This is a genomic window from Flavobacterium sp. CF136, from assembly GCF_000282055.1.
Lineage (GTDB): Bacteria > Bacteroidota > Bacteroidia > Flavobacteriales > Flavobacteriaceae > Flavobacterium.
Genome location: NZ_AKJZ01000062.1, coordinates 1 through 16,653, shown reverse-complemented (window position 1 = coordinate 16,653; position 16,653 = coordinate 1). Strand labels below are relative to the sequence as shown.

General features: G+C 33.9%; 17 protein-coding genes. 13 read left to right on the top strand and 4 right to left on the bottom strand.

From position 1 onward, the window contains the following. Nucleotides 1-349 precede the first annotated feature (349 nt). From hemA to PMI10_RS17290, 9 genes are all read left to right on the top strand, one after another. Nucleotides 350-1,654, top strand: coding sequence for a glutamyl-tRNA reductase (hemA, locus tag PMI10_RS17330; protein ID WP_007810415.1), 1,305 nt, complete (start codon nt 350-352; stop codon nt 1,652-1,654). A 49-nt stretch (nt 1,655-1,703) separates the two neighbouring features. Beyond that, nucleotides 1,704-2,630, top strand: a complete 927-nt coding sequence (gene hemC / locus PMI10_RS17325; protein WP_007810414.1) for a hydroxymethylbilane synthase — start codon at nt 1,704-1,706, stop codon at nt 2,628-2,630. Next, nucleotides 2,630-3,295, top strand: coding sequence for a uroporphyrinogen-III synthase (locus PMI10_RS17320; protein ID WP_007810413.1), 666 nt, complete (start codon nt 2,630-2,632; stop codon nt 3,293-3,295). Before hemC ends, PMI10_RS17320 begins: the two co-directional genes overlap by 1 nt. Nucleotides 3,296-3,394: 99 nt before the next feature. Beyond that, the gene (hemE, locus tag PMI10_RS17315; RefSeq protein WP_007810411.1) at nt 3,395-4,423 is read left to right on the top strand and encodes a uroporphyrinogen decarboxylase; all 1,029 of its coding nucleotides are present in this window, start codon (nt 3,395-3,397) and stop codon (nt 4,421-4,423) included. A gap of 55 nt (nt 4,424-4,478) precedes the next feature. Beyond that, nucleotides 4,479-4,901: a hypothetical protein gene (locus PMI10_RS17310; RefSeq protein ID WP_007810409.1), complete on the top strand. Its 423-nt coding sequence runs from the start codon at nt 4,479-4,481 to the stop codon at nt 4,899-4,901. 27 nt (nt 4,902-4,928) lie between these two features. Next, nucleotides 4,929-5,306, top strand: coding sequence for a hypothetical protein (locus PMI10_RS17305; protein WP_007810407.1), 378 nt, complete (start codon nt 4,929-4,931; stop codon nt 5,304-5,306). Nucleotides 5,307-5,308: 2 nt separating this feature from the next. Continuing rightward, nucleotides 5,309-5,860 carry a GNAT family N-acetyltransferase gene (locus PMI10_RS17300; RefSeq protein ID WP_007810406.1) on the top strand — a complete coding sequence of 184 codons (552 nt, stop codon included), beginning with the start codon at nt 5,309-5,311 and terminating at the stop codon, nt 5,858-5,860. After that, nucleotides 5,850-6,773: an oxygen-dependent coproporphyrinogen oxidase gene (gene hemF / locus PMI10_RS17295; protein ID WP_007810404.1), complete on the top strand. Its 924-nt coding sequence runs from the start codon at nt 5,850-5,852 to the stop codon at nt 6,771-6,773. The genes PMI10_RS17300 and hemF overlap by 11 nt, the downstream gene beginning before the upstream one ends. A 105-nt stretch (nt 6,774-6,878) precedes the next feature. Continuing rightward, complete coding sequence (locus PMI10_RS17290; protein ID WP_035632103.1) at nt 6,879-7,766, top strand: fructose bisphosphate aldolase; 888 nt, start codon at nt 6,879-6,881, stop codon at nt 7,764-7,766. A gap of 184 nt (nt 7,767-7,950) precedes the next feature. On the opposite strand, the gene PMI10_RS17285 is transcribed toward PMI10_RS17290, so the two are convergent. Together PMI10_RS17285 and PMI10_RS17280 are read right to left on the bottom strand one after the other, a co-directional pair. Next, nucleotides 7,951-9,723 (bottom strand): hypothetical protein, encoded by a 1,773-nt coding sequence (locus tag PMI10_RS17285; protein ID WP_007810400.1) that lies wholly within the window; start codon nt 9,721-9,723, stop codon nt 7,951-7,953. 45 nt (nt 9,724-9,768) lie between these two features. Then, nucleotides 9,769-10,401, bottom strand: a complete 633-nt coding sequence (locus PMI10_RS17280) for a hypothetical protein (protein ID WP_007810398.1) — start codon at nt 10,399-10,401, stop codon at nt 9,769-9,771. 228 nt (nt 10,402-10,629) lie between these two features. On the opposite strand from PMI10_RS17280, the gene hemB reads away from it, so the two are divergent. Then, on the top strand, nt 10,630-11,622 hold the full coding sequence (gene hemB / locus PMI10_RS17275; RefSeq protein ID WP_007810396.1) for a porphobilinogen synthase: 993 nt from the start codon (nt 10,630-10,632) through the stop codon (nt 11,620-11,622). A gap of 3 nt (nt 11,623-11,625) precedes the next feature. Beyond that, the gene (locus PMI10_RS17270; RefSeq protein ID WP_007810394.1) at nt 11,626-12,024 is read left to right on the top strand and encodes a c-type cytochrome; all 399 of its coding nucleotides are present in this window, start codon (nt 11,626-11,628) and stop codon (nt 12,022-12,024) included. Between the two features lie 95 nt (nt 12,025-12,119). On the opposite strand, the gene PMI10_RS17265 is transcribed toward PMI10_RS17270, so the two are convergent. After that, nucleotides 12,120-14,180, bottom strand: coding sequence for a M13 family metallopeptidase (locus tag PMI10_RS17265; protein WP_035632101.1), 2,061 nt, complete (start codon nt 14,178-14,180; stop codon nt 12,120-12,122). A gap of 201 nt (nt 14,181-14,381) precedes the next feature. Between PMI10_RS17265 and PMI10_RS17260 the strand changes: the two genes are divergently transcribed. Both PMI10_RS17260 and PMI10_RS17255 read left to right on the top strand, forming a co-directional pair. Continuing rightward, nucleotides 14,382-15,320, top strand: a complete 939-nt coding sequence (locus PMI10_RS17260; RefSeq protein ID WP_007810389.1) for a DMT family transporter — start codon at nt 14,382-14,384, stop codon at nt 15,318-15,320. A gap of 70 nt (nt 15,321-15,390) precedes the next feature. After that, nucleotides 15,391-16,062 carry an SCO family protein gene (locus PMI10_RS17255; RefSeq protein ID WP_007810388.1) on the top strand — a complete coding sequence of 224 codons (672 nt, stop codon included), beginning with the start codon at nt 15,391-15,393 and terminating at the stop codon, nt 16,060-16,062. 108 nt (nt 16,063-16,170) lie between these two features. On the opposite strand, the gene PMI10_RS17250 is transcribed toward PMI10_RS17255, so the two are convergent. Then, nucleotides 16,171-16,653 (bottom strand): hypothetical protein (locus PMI10_RS17250; protein WP_007810386.1); only part of this gene is annotated, 483 nt, incomplete at its 5' end.

Below are 16,653 nucleotides of genomic sequence, written 5' to 3'. Positions count from 1 at the left end.
TGTTAAAAACCCTGCCTGAAAAGGTAGGGTTTTATTTCATCAAGCTGTTTTTTATTTGCAAACTTTCATTAGTATTATGAAAGTGAATCATTTATAAATTTAATTGCATTTCTGAACTCATAGCGATGTTTTTTTCTATATTATTTAAAGCAAAAGCAAAGTTGTTATTTAGAACAAATATACATAGTAGGTTATTGAATGCTTGATATCATTATAAATGGCAAATAATGACTATTTAGAATGCTATTTTGAGTCAATTTATTCCTTAGCGATATAAAAAGAACTTCCAGCGTTATTTTTATAAAGTAGTTAGTAATAATTTTGTTGAACTTTTTAAGAAAAGTATAATATGGAAAATTTTAACATGTCCAGAACCACCACTTTTTACGCTTTAGGTTTAAGTTACAAAAAAGCAGATGCTACAATTAGAGGAAAATTTAGTTTAGATACTAAAGCACAATCTGATTTGTTGGTGCAGGCCAAAGCCGAAGGAATAGAATCATTGATCGTCACTTCTACTTGTAATAGAACTGAAATTTATGGTTTTGCCAATCACCCATATGAATTAATTAAATTACTTTGCGATAACAGCAATGGCTCTGTAGAAGAATTTCGAGAAGTTGCTTATATCTACAAAAATCAAGAGGCTGTTAATCATATGTTTCGTGTAGGAACAGGTTTAGACAGTCAGATACTTGGTGATTTTGAAATTATCAGTCAAATTAAAATCGCTTTTAACTCTAGTAAATTAGAAGGTCTGGTGAATACGTTTCTGGATCGTTTGGTAAACTCCGTTATTCAGGCGAGTAAAAAAATCAAAACAGATACTGAAATTTCTTCTGGTGCAACATCGGTTTCGTTTGCATCAGTTCAATATATTATCCGAAATGTAGAAGAGATTGGAAACAAAAACATTCTATTATTCGGAACAGGCAAAATAGGCAGAAATACATGTGAAAATTTAGTAAAACACACTAAAAACGGCCATATTACTCTTATAAACAGAACAAAAAATAAAGCCGAAATATTGGCAGGAAAACTAAATGTTATTGTTAAGGATTATGCCAATTTACAAGAAGAAATTCAACAAGCAGATGTCTTGGTTGTAGCCACGGGAGCAAAAAATCCAACTATTGACAAAACATTATTGAATTTAAAGAAACCCTTATTAATCCTGGATTTATCCATTCCAAGAAATGTGAATCCGGATGTAGAACAAATACCGGGTGTAAGCTTAATACATTTGGATTATTTATCTCAAATAACAGACGATACCCTGGAAAGAAGAAAACAGCATATTCCTGCTGCCGAAGCTATTATTGAAGACATAAAATTAGAATTTAATACCTGGATGAATGGGCGAAAATATGCACCAACCATTCACGCATTGAAAGCAAAATTAAACGATATTGTAGCGAGCGAATTGGCTTTCCAAAGAAAGAAAACATCAAATTTTGATGAAGCACAGGCTGATTTAATCGGTTCCAGGATTATCCAAAAAATTACCAGTCATTTTGCAAGCCACCTGAAAGACGAGAACACTTCGATCGATGAAAGTATTGAGTTTATTGAAAAAGTATTTCAAATCGGACAGCTTGCACCGAAAAACACTCCTTCACCAGCCGAAGAAAAATACAAAATCAATCTTTCATAAATAGTTTAAAAATAGAATGTTCCTTATTTCTTAAGGATCCAAAAACAATATGGCTCAAAAAGTTATTAGAATAGGAACTCGCGACAGCGAATTGGCACTTTGGCAAGCGCATACTGTTGAAAAAATGCTAAATGATTTAGGTTACGAAACTAAAATTGTAGCCGTAAAATCAACAGGTGATATTATTCTGGACAAACCACTTTACGAACTCGGAATTACTGGAATTTTTACGAAAACTTTAGATATTGCTATGATCAATGGTGATGTGGATATTGCTGTTCATTCGATGAAAGATGTTCCGACAGCTTTACCAAAAGGTATTGTTCAGGCAGCGGTTTTAGAAAGAGCCAATGTTTTAGATATTTTGGTCCATAAAGGAAATCCTGATTTTACTGATAAACCAAGTACAATTGCAACCGGAAGTCTTAGACGTCAGGCACAATGGTTCAATAAATATCCTAATCATACTGTGGTTGATTTACGCGGAAACGTAAACACCCGTATGCAAAAATTACAAGATAATAACTGGGACGGAGCTGTTTTTGCCGCTGCAGGTTTGGAGCGTATCAACTTAAAACCAGAAAATTATATCAATTTAGACTGGATGATTCCGGCGCCGGCGCAAGGAGCAATGATGGTTGTGGCAATGGAAAACGACAATTATACCCTGGATGCTTTATCTCAATTAAATCATATTGAAACTGAGATCTGCACTTATATCGAACGTCAGTTTTTAAGAACTTTAGAAGGCGGTTGTACCGCACCAATTGGAGCTTTAGTTACTTATAATGAAGACGAAGATACACTTCACTTTCAAGGTGTTTTGCTTTCTGTTGATGGGAAACAAAAACTCGAAATCGACAAAACAGTTGAAATTGGAGAATGGAAAAAACTTGGATTCTTCGCTGCTCAGGAGATTTTGAACAATGGCGGAACCGAATTGATGCAAACTATTAAAGATTCCCTGAAAAAATAATGGCGAAATCAATTCAAATAATATCTACAAAAAAGCTGTCGGGTGTTCATAAGCAAGAATTGCAAAAAGCAGGTCTTGAACTTATTGAAGCAGACTTCATCCAAACTGAAAACAAACCTTTTGAGATTAAAGACCTCAACGATAATTTAATTTTTACCAGTCAAAATGCGGTTCACAGCGTTTTAGCAGTTTCAAACCAGGAAGAATTAAAAACCAAAAACGTTTTTTGTGTCGGATTAAAAACAAAGATTCTTTTGTCTGAAAGTGGGTTTAATGTTGTGGCTTACACTGGTTATGCTTCAGATTTAGCCGAAATCATTACTTTAATTTACGGCAAGGAAAGCTTCACTTTTTTCAGCGGAAATCTACGCAGGGAAACCTTACCAAAAGCCTTAAAAGAAGCCGAAGTGAAATTCAATGAAATTCAGGTTTATGAAACGTCATTAACACCTCAAAAAATAAAAACTCCGGCAAATGCAATCTTATTTTTCAGTCCGTCCGGTGTTGAAAGTTATTTAAAAGAGAATACTATAAAAAAAGAAACCTGCTTTTGTATTGGGGAAACCACCGCAGAAGCTTTACATAAAATTACCAAAAACATCATAATTGCAGATCAGCCAACCGTTGAAGATGTGATTGAGGATGTTTTACAAGAATATAAATAGTTATAGCAATATGCTTTAGGCAGTAAGCCATAAGCAAAAAAATTAAAGACAAACAAACGCTTAGAGCCTAGAGCTTAAAGCCTAAAGCAATAAAAACCCATGTTAAAAAACGACCTATTTTTAAAAGCATTAAAAGGAGAAACTGTTCAGCGTCCACCAGTTTGGATGATGCGTCAAGCAGGAAGATATTTACCTGAATTCCGAGCTTTACGTGATAAATATGATTTTTTCACAAGATGTGAAACTCCGGAATTAGCCGCAGAAATTACCGTTCAGCCAATTCGCAGAATTGCTCCGGATGCTGCCATTTTATTTTCGGATATTTTGGTTGTGCCCCGTGCTATGGGAATCCATGTGGAATTGAAAGACAATCTGGGACCTATTATTCCAGATCCAATTCGTACAATGGAACAAGTAAATCAGGTTTTTGTCCCGGACGTGAATGAAACTTTAGGCTACGTTTTTGATGCCGTAAAACTGACTAAAGAAATGCTTAACGATGAGGTTCCGCTTATTGGTTTCGCGGGATCTCCCTGGACAATCTTCTGTTATGCTGTTGAAGGAAAAGGTTCTAAAAGTTTTGATACTGCAAAAGGATTTTGCTTTTCAAATCCTGTCGCAGCGCATACATTATTGCAAAAAATTACAGACACCACTATTTTATACTTAAAAGAAAAAGTAAAATCGGGTGTTGATGCCGTTCAGATTTTTGATTCATGGGGAGGAATGCTTTCTCCTGTTGATTATCAGGAATTTTCATGGAAATACATCAACCAGATCGTTGAAGCTTTGGCTGAAGTTACTCCGGTTATTGTTTTCGGAAAAGGCTGTTGGTTTGCCCTTAATGAAATGGGGAAAAGTAAAGCTTCTGCGCTTGGTGTAGATTGGACTTGCTCAGCTAGAAATGCCCGTTATTTGTCTGGTGGAAAGGTTACTTTGCAAGGAAATTTCGATCCGTCAAGATTGCTTTCTCCAATTCCAACCATCAAAAAAATGGTTCATGAAATGATCGACGAATTTGGAAAAGACAAATATATCGTAAATTTAGGTCACGGAATTTTGCCAAATATACCTGTAGATCACGCCAAAGCATTTATTGATGCTGTGAAGGAATACGGGGTAAAATAGTTATAGTCGCTGATTTTTGGAAAATCAATAACTGCAACTATAATATGAGCAATTTATGAGACATTTTATCTTAATAGTACTTTTAGTTAATTTCTTTACGGTTAGTTGTAATCGGAAGAAGAACCTCAACAATTACCAAATAAGGAATACTGCAACCGAAATTGAAAATTTTAACGAATTCAATATTCGTTTTCATACTGATTCAATTTTTCAATTGGCAAGAGTAAATTTTCCAATTGGTGGAAAGTCAATTGATGGTTTTGAAAAACATGATTGGACATTGAAAAATTGGGAAATGCTGAAGACTTTAGTTAGTGAGACAAGTCAAACCAAAGATTATAAACATAGTTTGACAAAATCGGATACATTAGTTGTAGAAAAATATTGGATTCCAGAAAGTGGATTTGAAGTTGAAAGAAAGTTTAAAAGAATAAATAATAAGTGGTTTTTAATTTATTACAATGATATAAATCTTTAATAAACCACTCGTGACAATCAATATAAGATGCTCAACAAAGGCCTAAGAGACGAAGAATCTATCAGAATTGACAATGTCCTGAAAACATTGCGCTCTCTTGACTTTGTACCTAAATTGTTGACAGACGATGAAAAGTTTAACATTGAAAATCAGTTAAAAGAATTCGGTTTAAATATTGAAAGTTTAACAGATTATCAAAATGAAGAATTAATCACTTTATTAATTCGCTGTCATTTAGATTTTAATCAATTGGAACAATTTGCAGATTTTTTGATGGAATTTTCAAAAACAGAAAACTATGATTTTGAAAATAAAGCTTTGACCCTTTATCAATATATTCATCAGGAAAGTAAGGTTTTTTCGTTTGGGATAAATGCTAAAATCGCTTCTGCCAAAAACAAATAGAAATGAGTTTTACAGATTGGAAAACAGACCGAATTGAAAACATTCTTCCCACAGAGTTCTACAAGCTAATTGATAAGAACAAAAATCATATTGGAAAAACTTTTCCTGTAACCCTGGCTAATTCTGATTCTTTAAAGAAAGCAGAAGATTTTCTCGCAGTCAGTCTTGACAAAGAAAAGAACAGCGAAGGATTTTATTTTTATGCAAGAGATATCAAAACCAATGATTTAATTGGTTATTTATGCGTAAAAACGATAGATTACCACATTTCAAAATGTGAATTGGGTTATTTCATTGATGAAGATTATCAGGGAAAAGGAATCACTTCAAAAATGGTTTCAAATGCACTTGCCTTTTGTTTTAATGAACTGATGATGAACAAAGTTTTCATCTGTACTTCAGAAATTAATTTTGCAAGTCAACAGATTGCTTTAAAACATCATTTCAAACAAGAAGGAATATTACGTGACGAGTTTAGAAATGGTGATGGCGAATTGCAAAACTCTGTTTATTTCGGCTTACTCAAATCAGAATACAATAACAATGAAAGATAAATTTTACGCTTACATACAAAAGTTACAAGACCAAATCTGTGCTGGATTAGAAGCTGTTGACGGAACTGCAAAATTCCGTGAAGATCTTTGGAAACGCCCGGAAGGCGGTGGTGGAAGAACACGTGTTATTGAAAATGGAAACGTTTTTGAAAAAGGCGGTGTAAATATATCAGCCGTTCACGGAAAATTGCCTGAAGCGATGCAGAAAATGTTTGGTGTTGAGGAGGCAGATTTTTTTGCCTGCGGACTGAGTTTGGTTTTACATCCTAAAAATCCAATGGTTCCTACAGTTCATGCCAACTGGCGTTATTTTGAAATGTATGATACTTCGACTTCGCTCAGTACAGGTTCACCGAAAATAATCCAGCAATGGTTTGGCGGCGGACAGGATTTAACGCCTTATTATTTGTTTGAAGAAGATGCAAAACACTTTCATCAAACCTGTAAAACAGCTTGCGACAAACATAATCCTGAGTTTTATCCAAAATATAAAAAACAATGTGACACTTATTTTTGGAATGCACACAGAAATGAAGCCCGAGGAATTGGCGGCTTATTCTTTGATTATTGCAAAGCAAACGAGCAAATGTCAATGGAAAACTGGTTCAATTTTGTGTCCGAAGTTGGCAATAGTTTCCTTGAAGCGTATGTTCCAATTGTGGAGAAAAGAAAGAATTTAGAGTATTCACCGGAAAATAGAAACTGGCAGGAAATCCGTCGTGGCCGTTATGTTGAGTTCAATTTAGTTCATGACAAAGGCACTTTATTCGGCTTAAAAACCAACGGAAGGATCGAAAGTATTTTAATGAGCCTTCCTCCGCACGTACAATGGGTTTATGATCATCATGCAGAATCCGGAAGTGAAGAAGAAAAATTAGTAAATGTGTTAGAAAATCCCCGGGAATGGATCTAATAAATTGAATCCAATATTTATTTAACTTCTTTGTAATCATAAATTTAAATTGTAATTTAATCTAAAATCTTTAGTCTAAAATTTAAAATTATGGAAACGAGAGAAATGAACATTGCACAATTAGATCGTATGCATTCCGGAAAAGGATTCATCGCCGCGTTAGATCAAAGTGGCGGAAGCACACCAAAAGCCTTAGCACAATACGGTGTTCAGGAAAGCAGTTATTCGAATGAAGAAGAAATGTACACGCTTGTGCATGACATGAGAACCCGAATTATTAAAAGTCCTGCTTTTGAAAGCGATTATATTCTAGGCGCCATCTTGTTTGAAAACACTATGGACCGCAAAATTGACGGACAATGGACTGCCGACTATTTGTGGGAAATGAAAAATATAGTTCCTTTTTTAAAAGTTGACAAAGGACTTGCTGACCTTGCCAATGGCGTACAAATCATGAAACCTATTCCTAATTTAGATGAATTGCTAACACGAGCTGTAGAACGAAACATTTTTGGAACTAAGATGCGTTCTGTCATTAAAGAAGCAAATACCGAAGGAATTCGTGAAGTAGTAGAACAACAATTTGCAGTTGGTAAACAAATTTTTGAAAAAGGACTTATACCAATCATTGAACCTGAAGTCGATATTTACAGCGGTGATAAGGAAAAATCAGAAGAAATTCTAAAAGAAGAAATCAAAAAACAACTTAGCTCATTAGATAAAGATGTGAAAGTGATGCTGAAACTGTCTATTCCTACTGTAAATGATTTTTATAAGGAATTAATGTCAGATCCACATGTTGTGCGGGTTGTGGCATTGTCCGGAGGATATTCTGAAGAAGAAGCCAATCGTAAATTGGCACAAAATCACGGATTGATTGCAAGTTTTTCAAGAGCATTGTCTGAAGGACTTTCTGCTGTTCAATCTGATGATGAATTTAACAGTAAGCTTGGCAAAACAATTAAAGAAATTTACGATGCGTCTATTACATAAGAATGTATAAAAAATGTATTTAAAATCTATAGACTGGAGTAATTATATCTTTTATAACCACATAAATTTTTGTCACATCGAACGGAGTTGAGATGCTTTATTCGTAATTGTTCTTGACTCCGCTCGAACTGACAATAGTAAGACAAAGCCCTAAAATTGATATTTTAGGGCTTTGCTTTTTTGATTACTTGCCTAACTCCTCAACCAGATCCAATGTTTGCAGGATAATATTTTTATCTGCTTTAGCCGAATTTAGTTTTAACTCAAACTTCAACTTATTATCTACAAGTTTTTTAGCCGAATATAAAGTAACATCGGTAAATTGTTGTGTCAATCGATTGAACTTTTTAATTTCTGATGCATTGGATTCTTTAGATGTGTTATATGCCTGAACCAATTTCTCTACATTTACTTTCGCTGAAAAATAATTCTGCTTCAGCTCTTTTTTGATGTCTTTTGAAAAAGAATCGTCCTTAGGGAAAACATTATCAATACTGTTCCCCACAATAATTACATCCTTATCCTTAAAAATAAACAAATTACCATATTCCTGGCTACCAGTTATTTCGTAATAGTTACCTTTTGGAACCAATACTTTTTTACGAACTCCCAGTTGTATCAATTTGTCTGCAAAAGTTGGATGTGTAGATGTAAAAATCACTGAAAAAAGTGGTATCGATTTTTTAATCTTTTTCTCTACACTTTTTTGCTCATAATTCTCATCATATTCGAAAGTATTTACGGTAATTTCTCTTTCTGTAAAATCGTAAAGAAACATACTTAAATCGCCATCAAAAAGGGTTGCTGTAGCTTCTTCATCAATAATTGTCGAAATAAAATCGGTAGCAACACTAATATCCTCCTTAAACAGAAAAGAATTACTGAAAATTTCAGCACTCAATCCCGGAAAATGATCCAACATTGCCTTGGAATTTATATGATACGTCATATATGCAAGAGGTTTCTGTGACGGAAAATGATTGAAAATATTTTTATTGATCTTACGGGTGTTAATTGAACTAACAATATCAGCAACCGGTTTTGAGTATTCTACAATTTCTTCAACATGCGCATTATCATTATCAAAATAAAAATCAAGATTTATTCCTTTTACAAAATTTCCTAAGTTTTTTTGTGTTGGAAAAAACTTATTATATGTCGTAAACTGTGCCAAAGCCTTATAGGCCGAATTAAAACCTGACATCGCCGATGCATAGTCAATCCAGGATGAAATATCAGCACCATCATGAACTTTATCAGAAACGGGAGCCGTGAAACCATTTTCAAAAAGCGATTTTATAAATTTGTTCTGTTGTATGGCTTGTATGCTGTCAAAAGCAGTTTGTTCTTTTTGATAATTTGCATAATAATTATCTGTATAAGTAGTATCAACGACAGCCGCATCACTTGCTTCCGCAACAACTTCTACAGGATCTCCCACTGCAACAGTTGTAGTTGTATCCTGCACTACTAAAGGCTTGTAATCATTATAACTGTATTTTTTGGTAAGTCCAAAAATCACCAAATAGTTATCATTCCAGCCCATTGTGGTTTTTTTATCTCCGGAATTGTATAAAGAATATTGGGCAAAATCTTCGATAGTTGCCTTTGCATGCGAATCATTTTCTTTATTTTTTTTAAGTAGAAATGCCTTAAGATCATTTCTGCTTTTTATCGGAATCGTAATTTGATAATAGGGTATGCTATCCGAATAATTCCCGTGTAAAGTCACCTTTTGGTCCAATTTTAAAAGATTTGCATATTCATTAATATCCAAATAAGCTTTTCCGTCTTTATAGTTTTTTAGAACCGAATGATTTAAAACCTCAGCAACACTTACCTTTTTAGAAAGCTGACTGCCATTAAACTGAACAAAATAATCCTGCTTTTTAGAAAGTGCCTGATTGTAGGCTAAACTGAATGTAAATAGAATGAAGAAAGTAAAAATTTGTTTCATAGATAGATATTTGTTTTATTCTTTGAAATATGACAACTTCATAAATCAAGGGTTTAATTGAATGTTATTATTCATTAATGATGATTTTTTGAGAACATTATACATACTCTGTTTCAAAAAAACGGTTTTTTTGTTTTTTGATATTTTACTGTTCGCATTACTTGTAGCCAGAATATCGTGATCAAAAGTATAAATAGATATTATATTGGCTTTTTCCAGATCTTCTTTTTTCTTTTCATCTTTCAGTAAATTTTCCGGAATTGGGTATGAAGCAATTCTTTCGAAACTTTTGGTATTACCGTTAAAATGTATCTGATTTTTTTGTTTATTTAAAGTATTAACGACTTCATTTAATGCTTTCAGGCTTTGATAATCCAGTTTAATAATAAAGATATAACTGTCAAAATCTGTCTTGGTTGTGATATTTGAAATTCCTTCAATTTTAGAAACTTTAGATTTAAAATCCGCCAGCTTTTGTGTGATTTCCTGTTCATTCGGAATTTTCACACCATCAACTTCTTCAAGCCAAATTGCCGATTTTGTCTTTAACCAGGATTTGGAAAAGTCAACCATTAAGGTATACTCGCCACTTTGATCGTCATGGTATTTTATTCTTTCTGTTATTTCAAAACAACTGGTTAAGAATAAACAGCAGCATAAAGCAAATATTTTTTTCATTTGGGAATTATAAATTTTGAAAAAGTGCTCCATAAGAAGATTCTTAATAGAAATTTAAAAAAACGATACGAATTTAGATAATATTAACGAATTCTAACTACTTGATGACTCTTTATTTAGTCTATTTTTCTTTAACTTTGCACCACTTATTTTAATTTCTGTTTTTAAAATGAATGTAAAGGTTTTTTTTAAGTGAGCATTCTTTTTAAAAAATTATAAAAAACACTTATGTTCCCACTACAAAGAAACCGCCGTTTACGAACAAATGAGTCTATTCGTTCTTTAGTTCGTGAAACCACTTTAAGTCCAAACGACTTTATGCTTCCGATGTTTGTTGCTGAAGGAAAAGATGTAAAAATTGCTATTCCGTCAATGCCGGGAATTTATCGTCATTCACTGGACAATACCATCAAGGAGGTAAAAGAAGCTTGGGATTTAGGAATCAAAGCGGTGAATATTTATGTAAAAGTAAGCGAAAATCTTAAGGACAATAAAGGTGTTGAAGCCTGGAATAAAGATGGATTGATGCAACAAACCATTCGTGCAATAAAAGATGCTGTCCCGGAAATGATTGTGATGCCGGATGTAGCTTTAGATCCTTATTCTATCTATGGTCATGACGGAATTATCGAAAACGGTCAGCTGATTAATGATGCAACTGTTGATGCTTTGACCCGAATGAGTTTAAGTCATGCTGAAGCCGGAGCCGATTTTGTGGCGCCAAGTGATATGATGGACGGCCGCGTTTTGGCAATTAGAAAAGCATTGGAAGAAAACGGCCATCATAATGTTGGCATCATGAGTTACAGTGCCAAATATGCTTCGGCTTTTTACGGGCCTTTTCGTGATGCGTTGGATTCTGCACCGGTTGATTCATTGAATATTCCGAAAGATAAAAAAACCTATCAAATGGATTATGCCAATCGTATTGAAGGTATTCGCGAAGCATTATTGGATGTCGAAGAAGGAGCTGATATTGTAATGGTAAAACCGGGAATGGCTTATTTAGACATTGTTCGGGAGGTAAAAAATGCTGTTCACGTTCCAGTTGCGGTATACCAAGTATCTGGTGAGTACGCTATGGTAAAGGCCGCAGCTGAAAGAGGGTGGCTGGATCATGACAAAATTATGATAGAGCAACTTTATTGCATTAAGCGTGCGGGAGCCAGTATTATCTCAACTTATTTTGCCAAAGAAGCTGCCGTAATTTTAAACAAATAAATAATGAAAAAACTAATAGTTGCATTTGCTGTCCTTGCATTTGTTTCCTGTAAAAAAGAAGAAAAAACAACAATAGACAATTCACAAATCTCAACTAAAGAATCTGCTGCTTCAGCTGTTAAGACTCCTGAAGAATTAGGAAAAGAAATTTTTGAAGGAAAAGGAAATTGTACATCCTGCCATCAGGTTGACCAAAAAGTAATTGGCCCCAGTATTCATGAAATTGCAAAAATCTATAAAGACAAAAACGCTGATATAGTTAATTTCCTTAAAGGAAACGGAGAACCAATTGTTGATCCTGATCAGTTTGCTGTTATGAAAACCAATTTTCCGGTGACACAAGCCATGTCTGATGAAGAATTAAAAGCAATTGAAACTTATATTTATAGTAATTTAAAATAAAATTCTTTATTGTTAATTTCGACATCGCTCCAATGTGACAAAGAGTTAAACAAAAACGGCGCTGAGAATTCAGCGCCGTTTTCGTTTATTTAAGATTACCAGATTTTAACTCTCTTTTCCGGTTCAATATACATTTTATCTCCTTTCCCGATTTCGAAAGCATCATAAAAAGCATTCACATTCTGAATCGGAACAACTGCCCTGTACATACCCGGAGAATGCGGATCGGTTTTTACTTGGCTTTTAATTGCTTCATCTCTTGATTTTGTTCTCCAAACAGTAGCCCATGATATAAAGAAACGCTGCTCAGATGTAAATCCATCTATTAATCCCGGATTCCCATTTGCTTTCAAATACAATTGTAAACCATCATAAGCTGCGTTTATTCCGCCCAGATCACCAATATTTTCACCTAAGGTAAATTTTCCGTCAACGTGTATTCCCGGCAAAGGTTCTAAAGCACTATATTGATCTGCAAGAGCAGTTCCTAATGTTGTAAATTGTTTTAAATCATCGGCAGTCCACCAATCTACAAGGTTTCCATCTGCATTATAACGTGCGCCGGAATCATCAAATCCATGTGAAATTTCATGACCAATAACAGCTCCTATTCCACCATAGTTTACAGCTTCATCCGCTTGGTAATTGTAAAATGGCGGCTGCAGGATAGCTGCCGGAAAAACAATTTCGTTATAAGAAGGATTGTAATAGGCGTTTACAGTCTGAGGAGACATTCCCCACTCTGTTTTATCAACAGGTTTATCCAATTTTTTCAATCCCTTATTAAAACTCCATTTTCCTAAATTCCTTGCATTTTCAAAATAACTTCCGCCTTCTGCAACACTTTTAATTTCTAAAGCCGAATAATCTTTCCACTTATCAGGGTAGCCTACTTTTATGGTGATTTTGTTTAATTTTTCTATAGCCTTCTTTTTTGTGGCATCAGACATCCATGTCAAATTATTGATCCTGTTCTGATAAGCTAAAATCACATTGTGAATCATATCAACCGCTTTGGTTTTAGCTTCAGCAGAAAATACTTTTTCTACATACAATTTACCAAGGGCCTCTCCAACACTACGATTAACAACCTGCAATGCTTTTTCTTCACGAGGAAGCTGCTTAATTGCTCCTCTTAATGTTTTGCTGTAAAAATCAAAACTTGCCGTTTCAATTTCAGTAGATAATTGTGAAGATGATCTGTTTAATAAGCTCCATTTCAAATATTCTTTCCAATATCCTACTTTGTTTTCTTCAAAAACAGTTTGCAGCGCTTTCATATAACGAGGTTCTATTACAACCACAGTATCTAATTTTGCCAGACCAAGATTCGAAAAATATGCGTCCCATTTAATAGCCGGTGCTAATTTCTGAAGATCAGCAACTGTCATCGGATTGTATTGTAAACGACTGTCCCTGCTTTCTACACGATTTAATCTGGGGCTTGATAACGTAGTTTCTAAAGCTAAAATTTCTGTGGCACTTTGCTTTGCTTTTTCAGGAGATTCTCCGATAAACTGCATCATTCTTGCAACATGAAGTTCGTATTTGGCACGTTTTTCTTTAGAATCTTTATCATCTGATGTATAATAATCCTTATCAGGCAATCCTAATTGGCTAACTCCTAAGCTTACAGAATTTTTAGAACTGTTTTTCTCATCAGCTCCAATATAAATACTAAAAAAACCTCCATCTCCCTGAGGCTCGACGTCAACTAAATACTTTTGAAGATCGGCAACATTTTTTATGGCATCAATCTTTTTTAAATAGGGTTTCAAAGGTTCAATCCCTCTTTTGTTTCTTCCGACTGTATCTAAAATGGTCGTAAACAAATTCACAGCTTTACCCTGATCAGTATTTGATTTATACTTTGGATTTTTTGAAGCTTCCTTCAAAATTGCCATTGCATCCTTATCCGTTTTCTTAACCAATTCATTAAAACTTCCCCAAGTTGTACGGTCACTTGGAATCTCCGTTTTATCCAGCCAGGTACCGTTTACATATTTAAAGAAATCTTCTTTAGGACTAATCTCCTTTTTCATAAACGAAACATTGATGCCGGGTTCTTTCGGCACGGTATTTTGAGCTTGCACTGCAGATATAGTAAACATTGCAGAAATAGCATAAAATACAGGTGTAGTAAGCACTTTTTTCATATTTATATGTTCTTTTATCAGAAATACAAACATATTGTTATTATTTCAAACATTATGTTAAAATTACACAATAATCAATCATAGGTTTTTTAATGCAAATATTTCATTGGAATCAGCTAAAATTTTCATGAATATATATTTCCTTTTTACCTTCTATTTGAAATAGTTTTTGGAATATTTGTTAAACCAATTTAAACAAAAGTGAAAGCAAGAATCCAAACCGCCTTTTTAACAAAAATTGACTCCATAGGACTGCCAATTATAGCTTTATGCTGGGTAAGCTTTTTTTGGGGAACAACCTGGTTAGCTTCAAAAGAAGGCGTTAAACATATGCCAGGTTTGCAATTGGCAACAATCAGGCAGTTTTTAGGCGGAATTTTATATGTAGCTTACTTTATTTTAAAAAAGGAACCATGGCCAAAAGGCAAACAATGGATAACTATTCTGATACTTGCTATTTTAAATTTTGCTTTAAGCAACGGATTGAGTACATGGGGAGTCAAATATATTACCAGCGGATTAGGTGCAATAATTGCTACCATCTTCCCTATTTGGATTGTTATCATTTGTTTTTTTCAAGGTGAAAGAGTTGCTAAATTGGCAATTTTAGGCATGGTAGTCAGTTTTGGCGGAATTTGCATCATTTTCTTTGACTATTTAAGTGATTTCTTAAAACCCGAATTTCAGTTTGGAATTTTATTATCTGTAATGGCAACAGTAACCTGGGCTTTTGGAACTTTACAAACCAAGAAAAAGGCAGCGAGTTTCAATCCCTATTTTAGTTTAGGATTGCAAATGTTAATTTCCAGCTTTATTCTTTTGGCTATCACCGAAGCATCGGGAACCAACATACCACTTAGCCAGATTCCGCTGGAGTCGTGGTGGGCAATTGGGTATTTAGTGATTATTGGGTCTATATTAACTTTCATTGCCTTTATTTATTCATTGCAGCATCTTCCAAAAGAAATCAGCAGTATTTATGCATATATAAATCCTATTGTTGCCATTATTTTGGGGTTCTTTATTTTTGGAGAAACACTTACACAGAGTATTGCAATTGGAGTTTTAGTAACCTTAATGGGATTGTATCTTGTAAATAAATCCATCCGAAAACCAAAAAAGAAAAAGCATTTACTATAATTTGGTTAAAAACGCTTTATTTTAAGGTTTTAAAAATGCTCTTTTTGTATTTTTGCACCAAATTATTTTTATGAAATCGCTTCTATATAAATACCGCAAATTCTTTATTGTTTTAATTTTATTTTCGGTAGTAACCATATCCTTGTTTTATTCGGCTTTAAAGCCACAAAAAACACTGCCAATTTACAATCCTGCAGATGTTAACCCGGAATTGGTAGACAGCACTGTTCAATACAAGAGTAAATACCATACGATTGCAGATTTTTCATTTGTAAATCAAAACGGAGATACAATTACCCAAAAAAATTACGAAGGAAAAATTTATGTAGCCGATTTTTTCTTCACGACCTGCGGATCTATCTGCCCAAAAATGACCACCAATTTAGCTGATGTACAAAAAGCCGTTTTAAATAATCCGAAAGTTATGCTGCTATCTCACACTGTATTCCCGGAAGTAGACAGTATTCCGGTTCTTAAGGCTTACGCAATAAAACACGGAGTTGTAGACAGCAAATGGAACCTGGTTACCGGGGATAAAAAGGAGATTTATACCATGGCAAGAAAATCATATTTGGCAGTAAAACTAGGACGTCCAGACCAACTTTATGATATGGTCCATACCGAGAATTTTGTTTTGGTCGATCAAAAGCGCCGTGTTCGCGGATTTTATGACGGCACTAACAAAGACGAAATCAAACGACTTCTGGATGATATCGATTTCTTGTGTAAGGAAGAAAACTGAACATTTATCAAACGATAAAATGAAAAAGACGTTAAGAATATTACTTTAAATTCTTAACGTCTTTTTTTACTTAAAGAGTTCTTTATCTTAAAAAAAACTAAAACTTAATCAACGATAAATACCATCTCCAACCTTTTCGAGGACAGTCCATTTACCCTTAATTTTTGTTAAAATTAATATAGAAGTTGTATCAAGATCCATATAATGAGTTGTTGTTGATTTTATAGTAAATACGGCATACTTGTTATGTTTGTAATATATTACATCTGAGAATGAAAAAACCTCATAGTTTTCTTGAAAATCGAATTTTTCATATTTGCCGGGATTAGGAAATTTTTCCTGTTTTATAAAAATAATATTTTGATGCTTAAAGTCTTTTAAAGTCCAGTAATCTCCTTTTATCCAATGGTCTTTTATATATTTATTTTCATACTTGCTTCTCATTTTCTCCCAGTCCTTGTCATTATATAAGGGCTTATCAACTCCTTCATTTCTTTCATATTTGTTCGTATAAGGCTCAAAATAAGTCTTCCCTTTAAAGATTTCAATGGCAACATTATTATTTATTTTTTCCTCAATAATCATAATTTT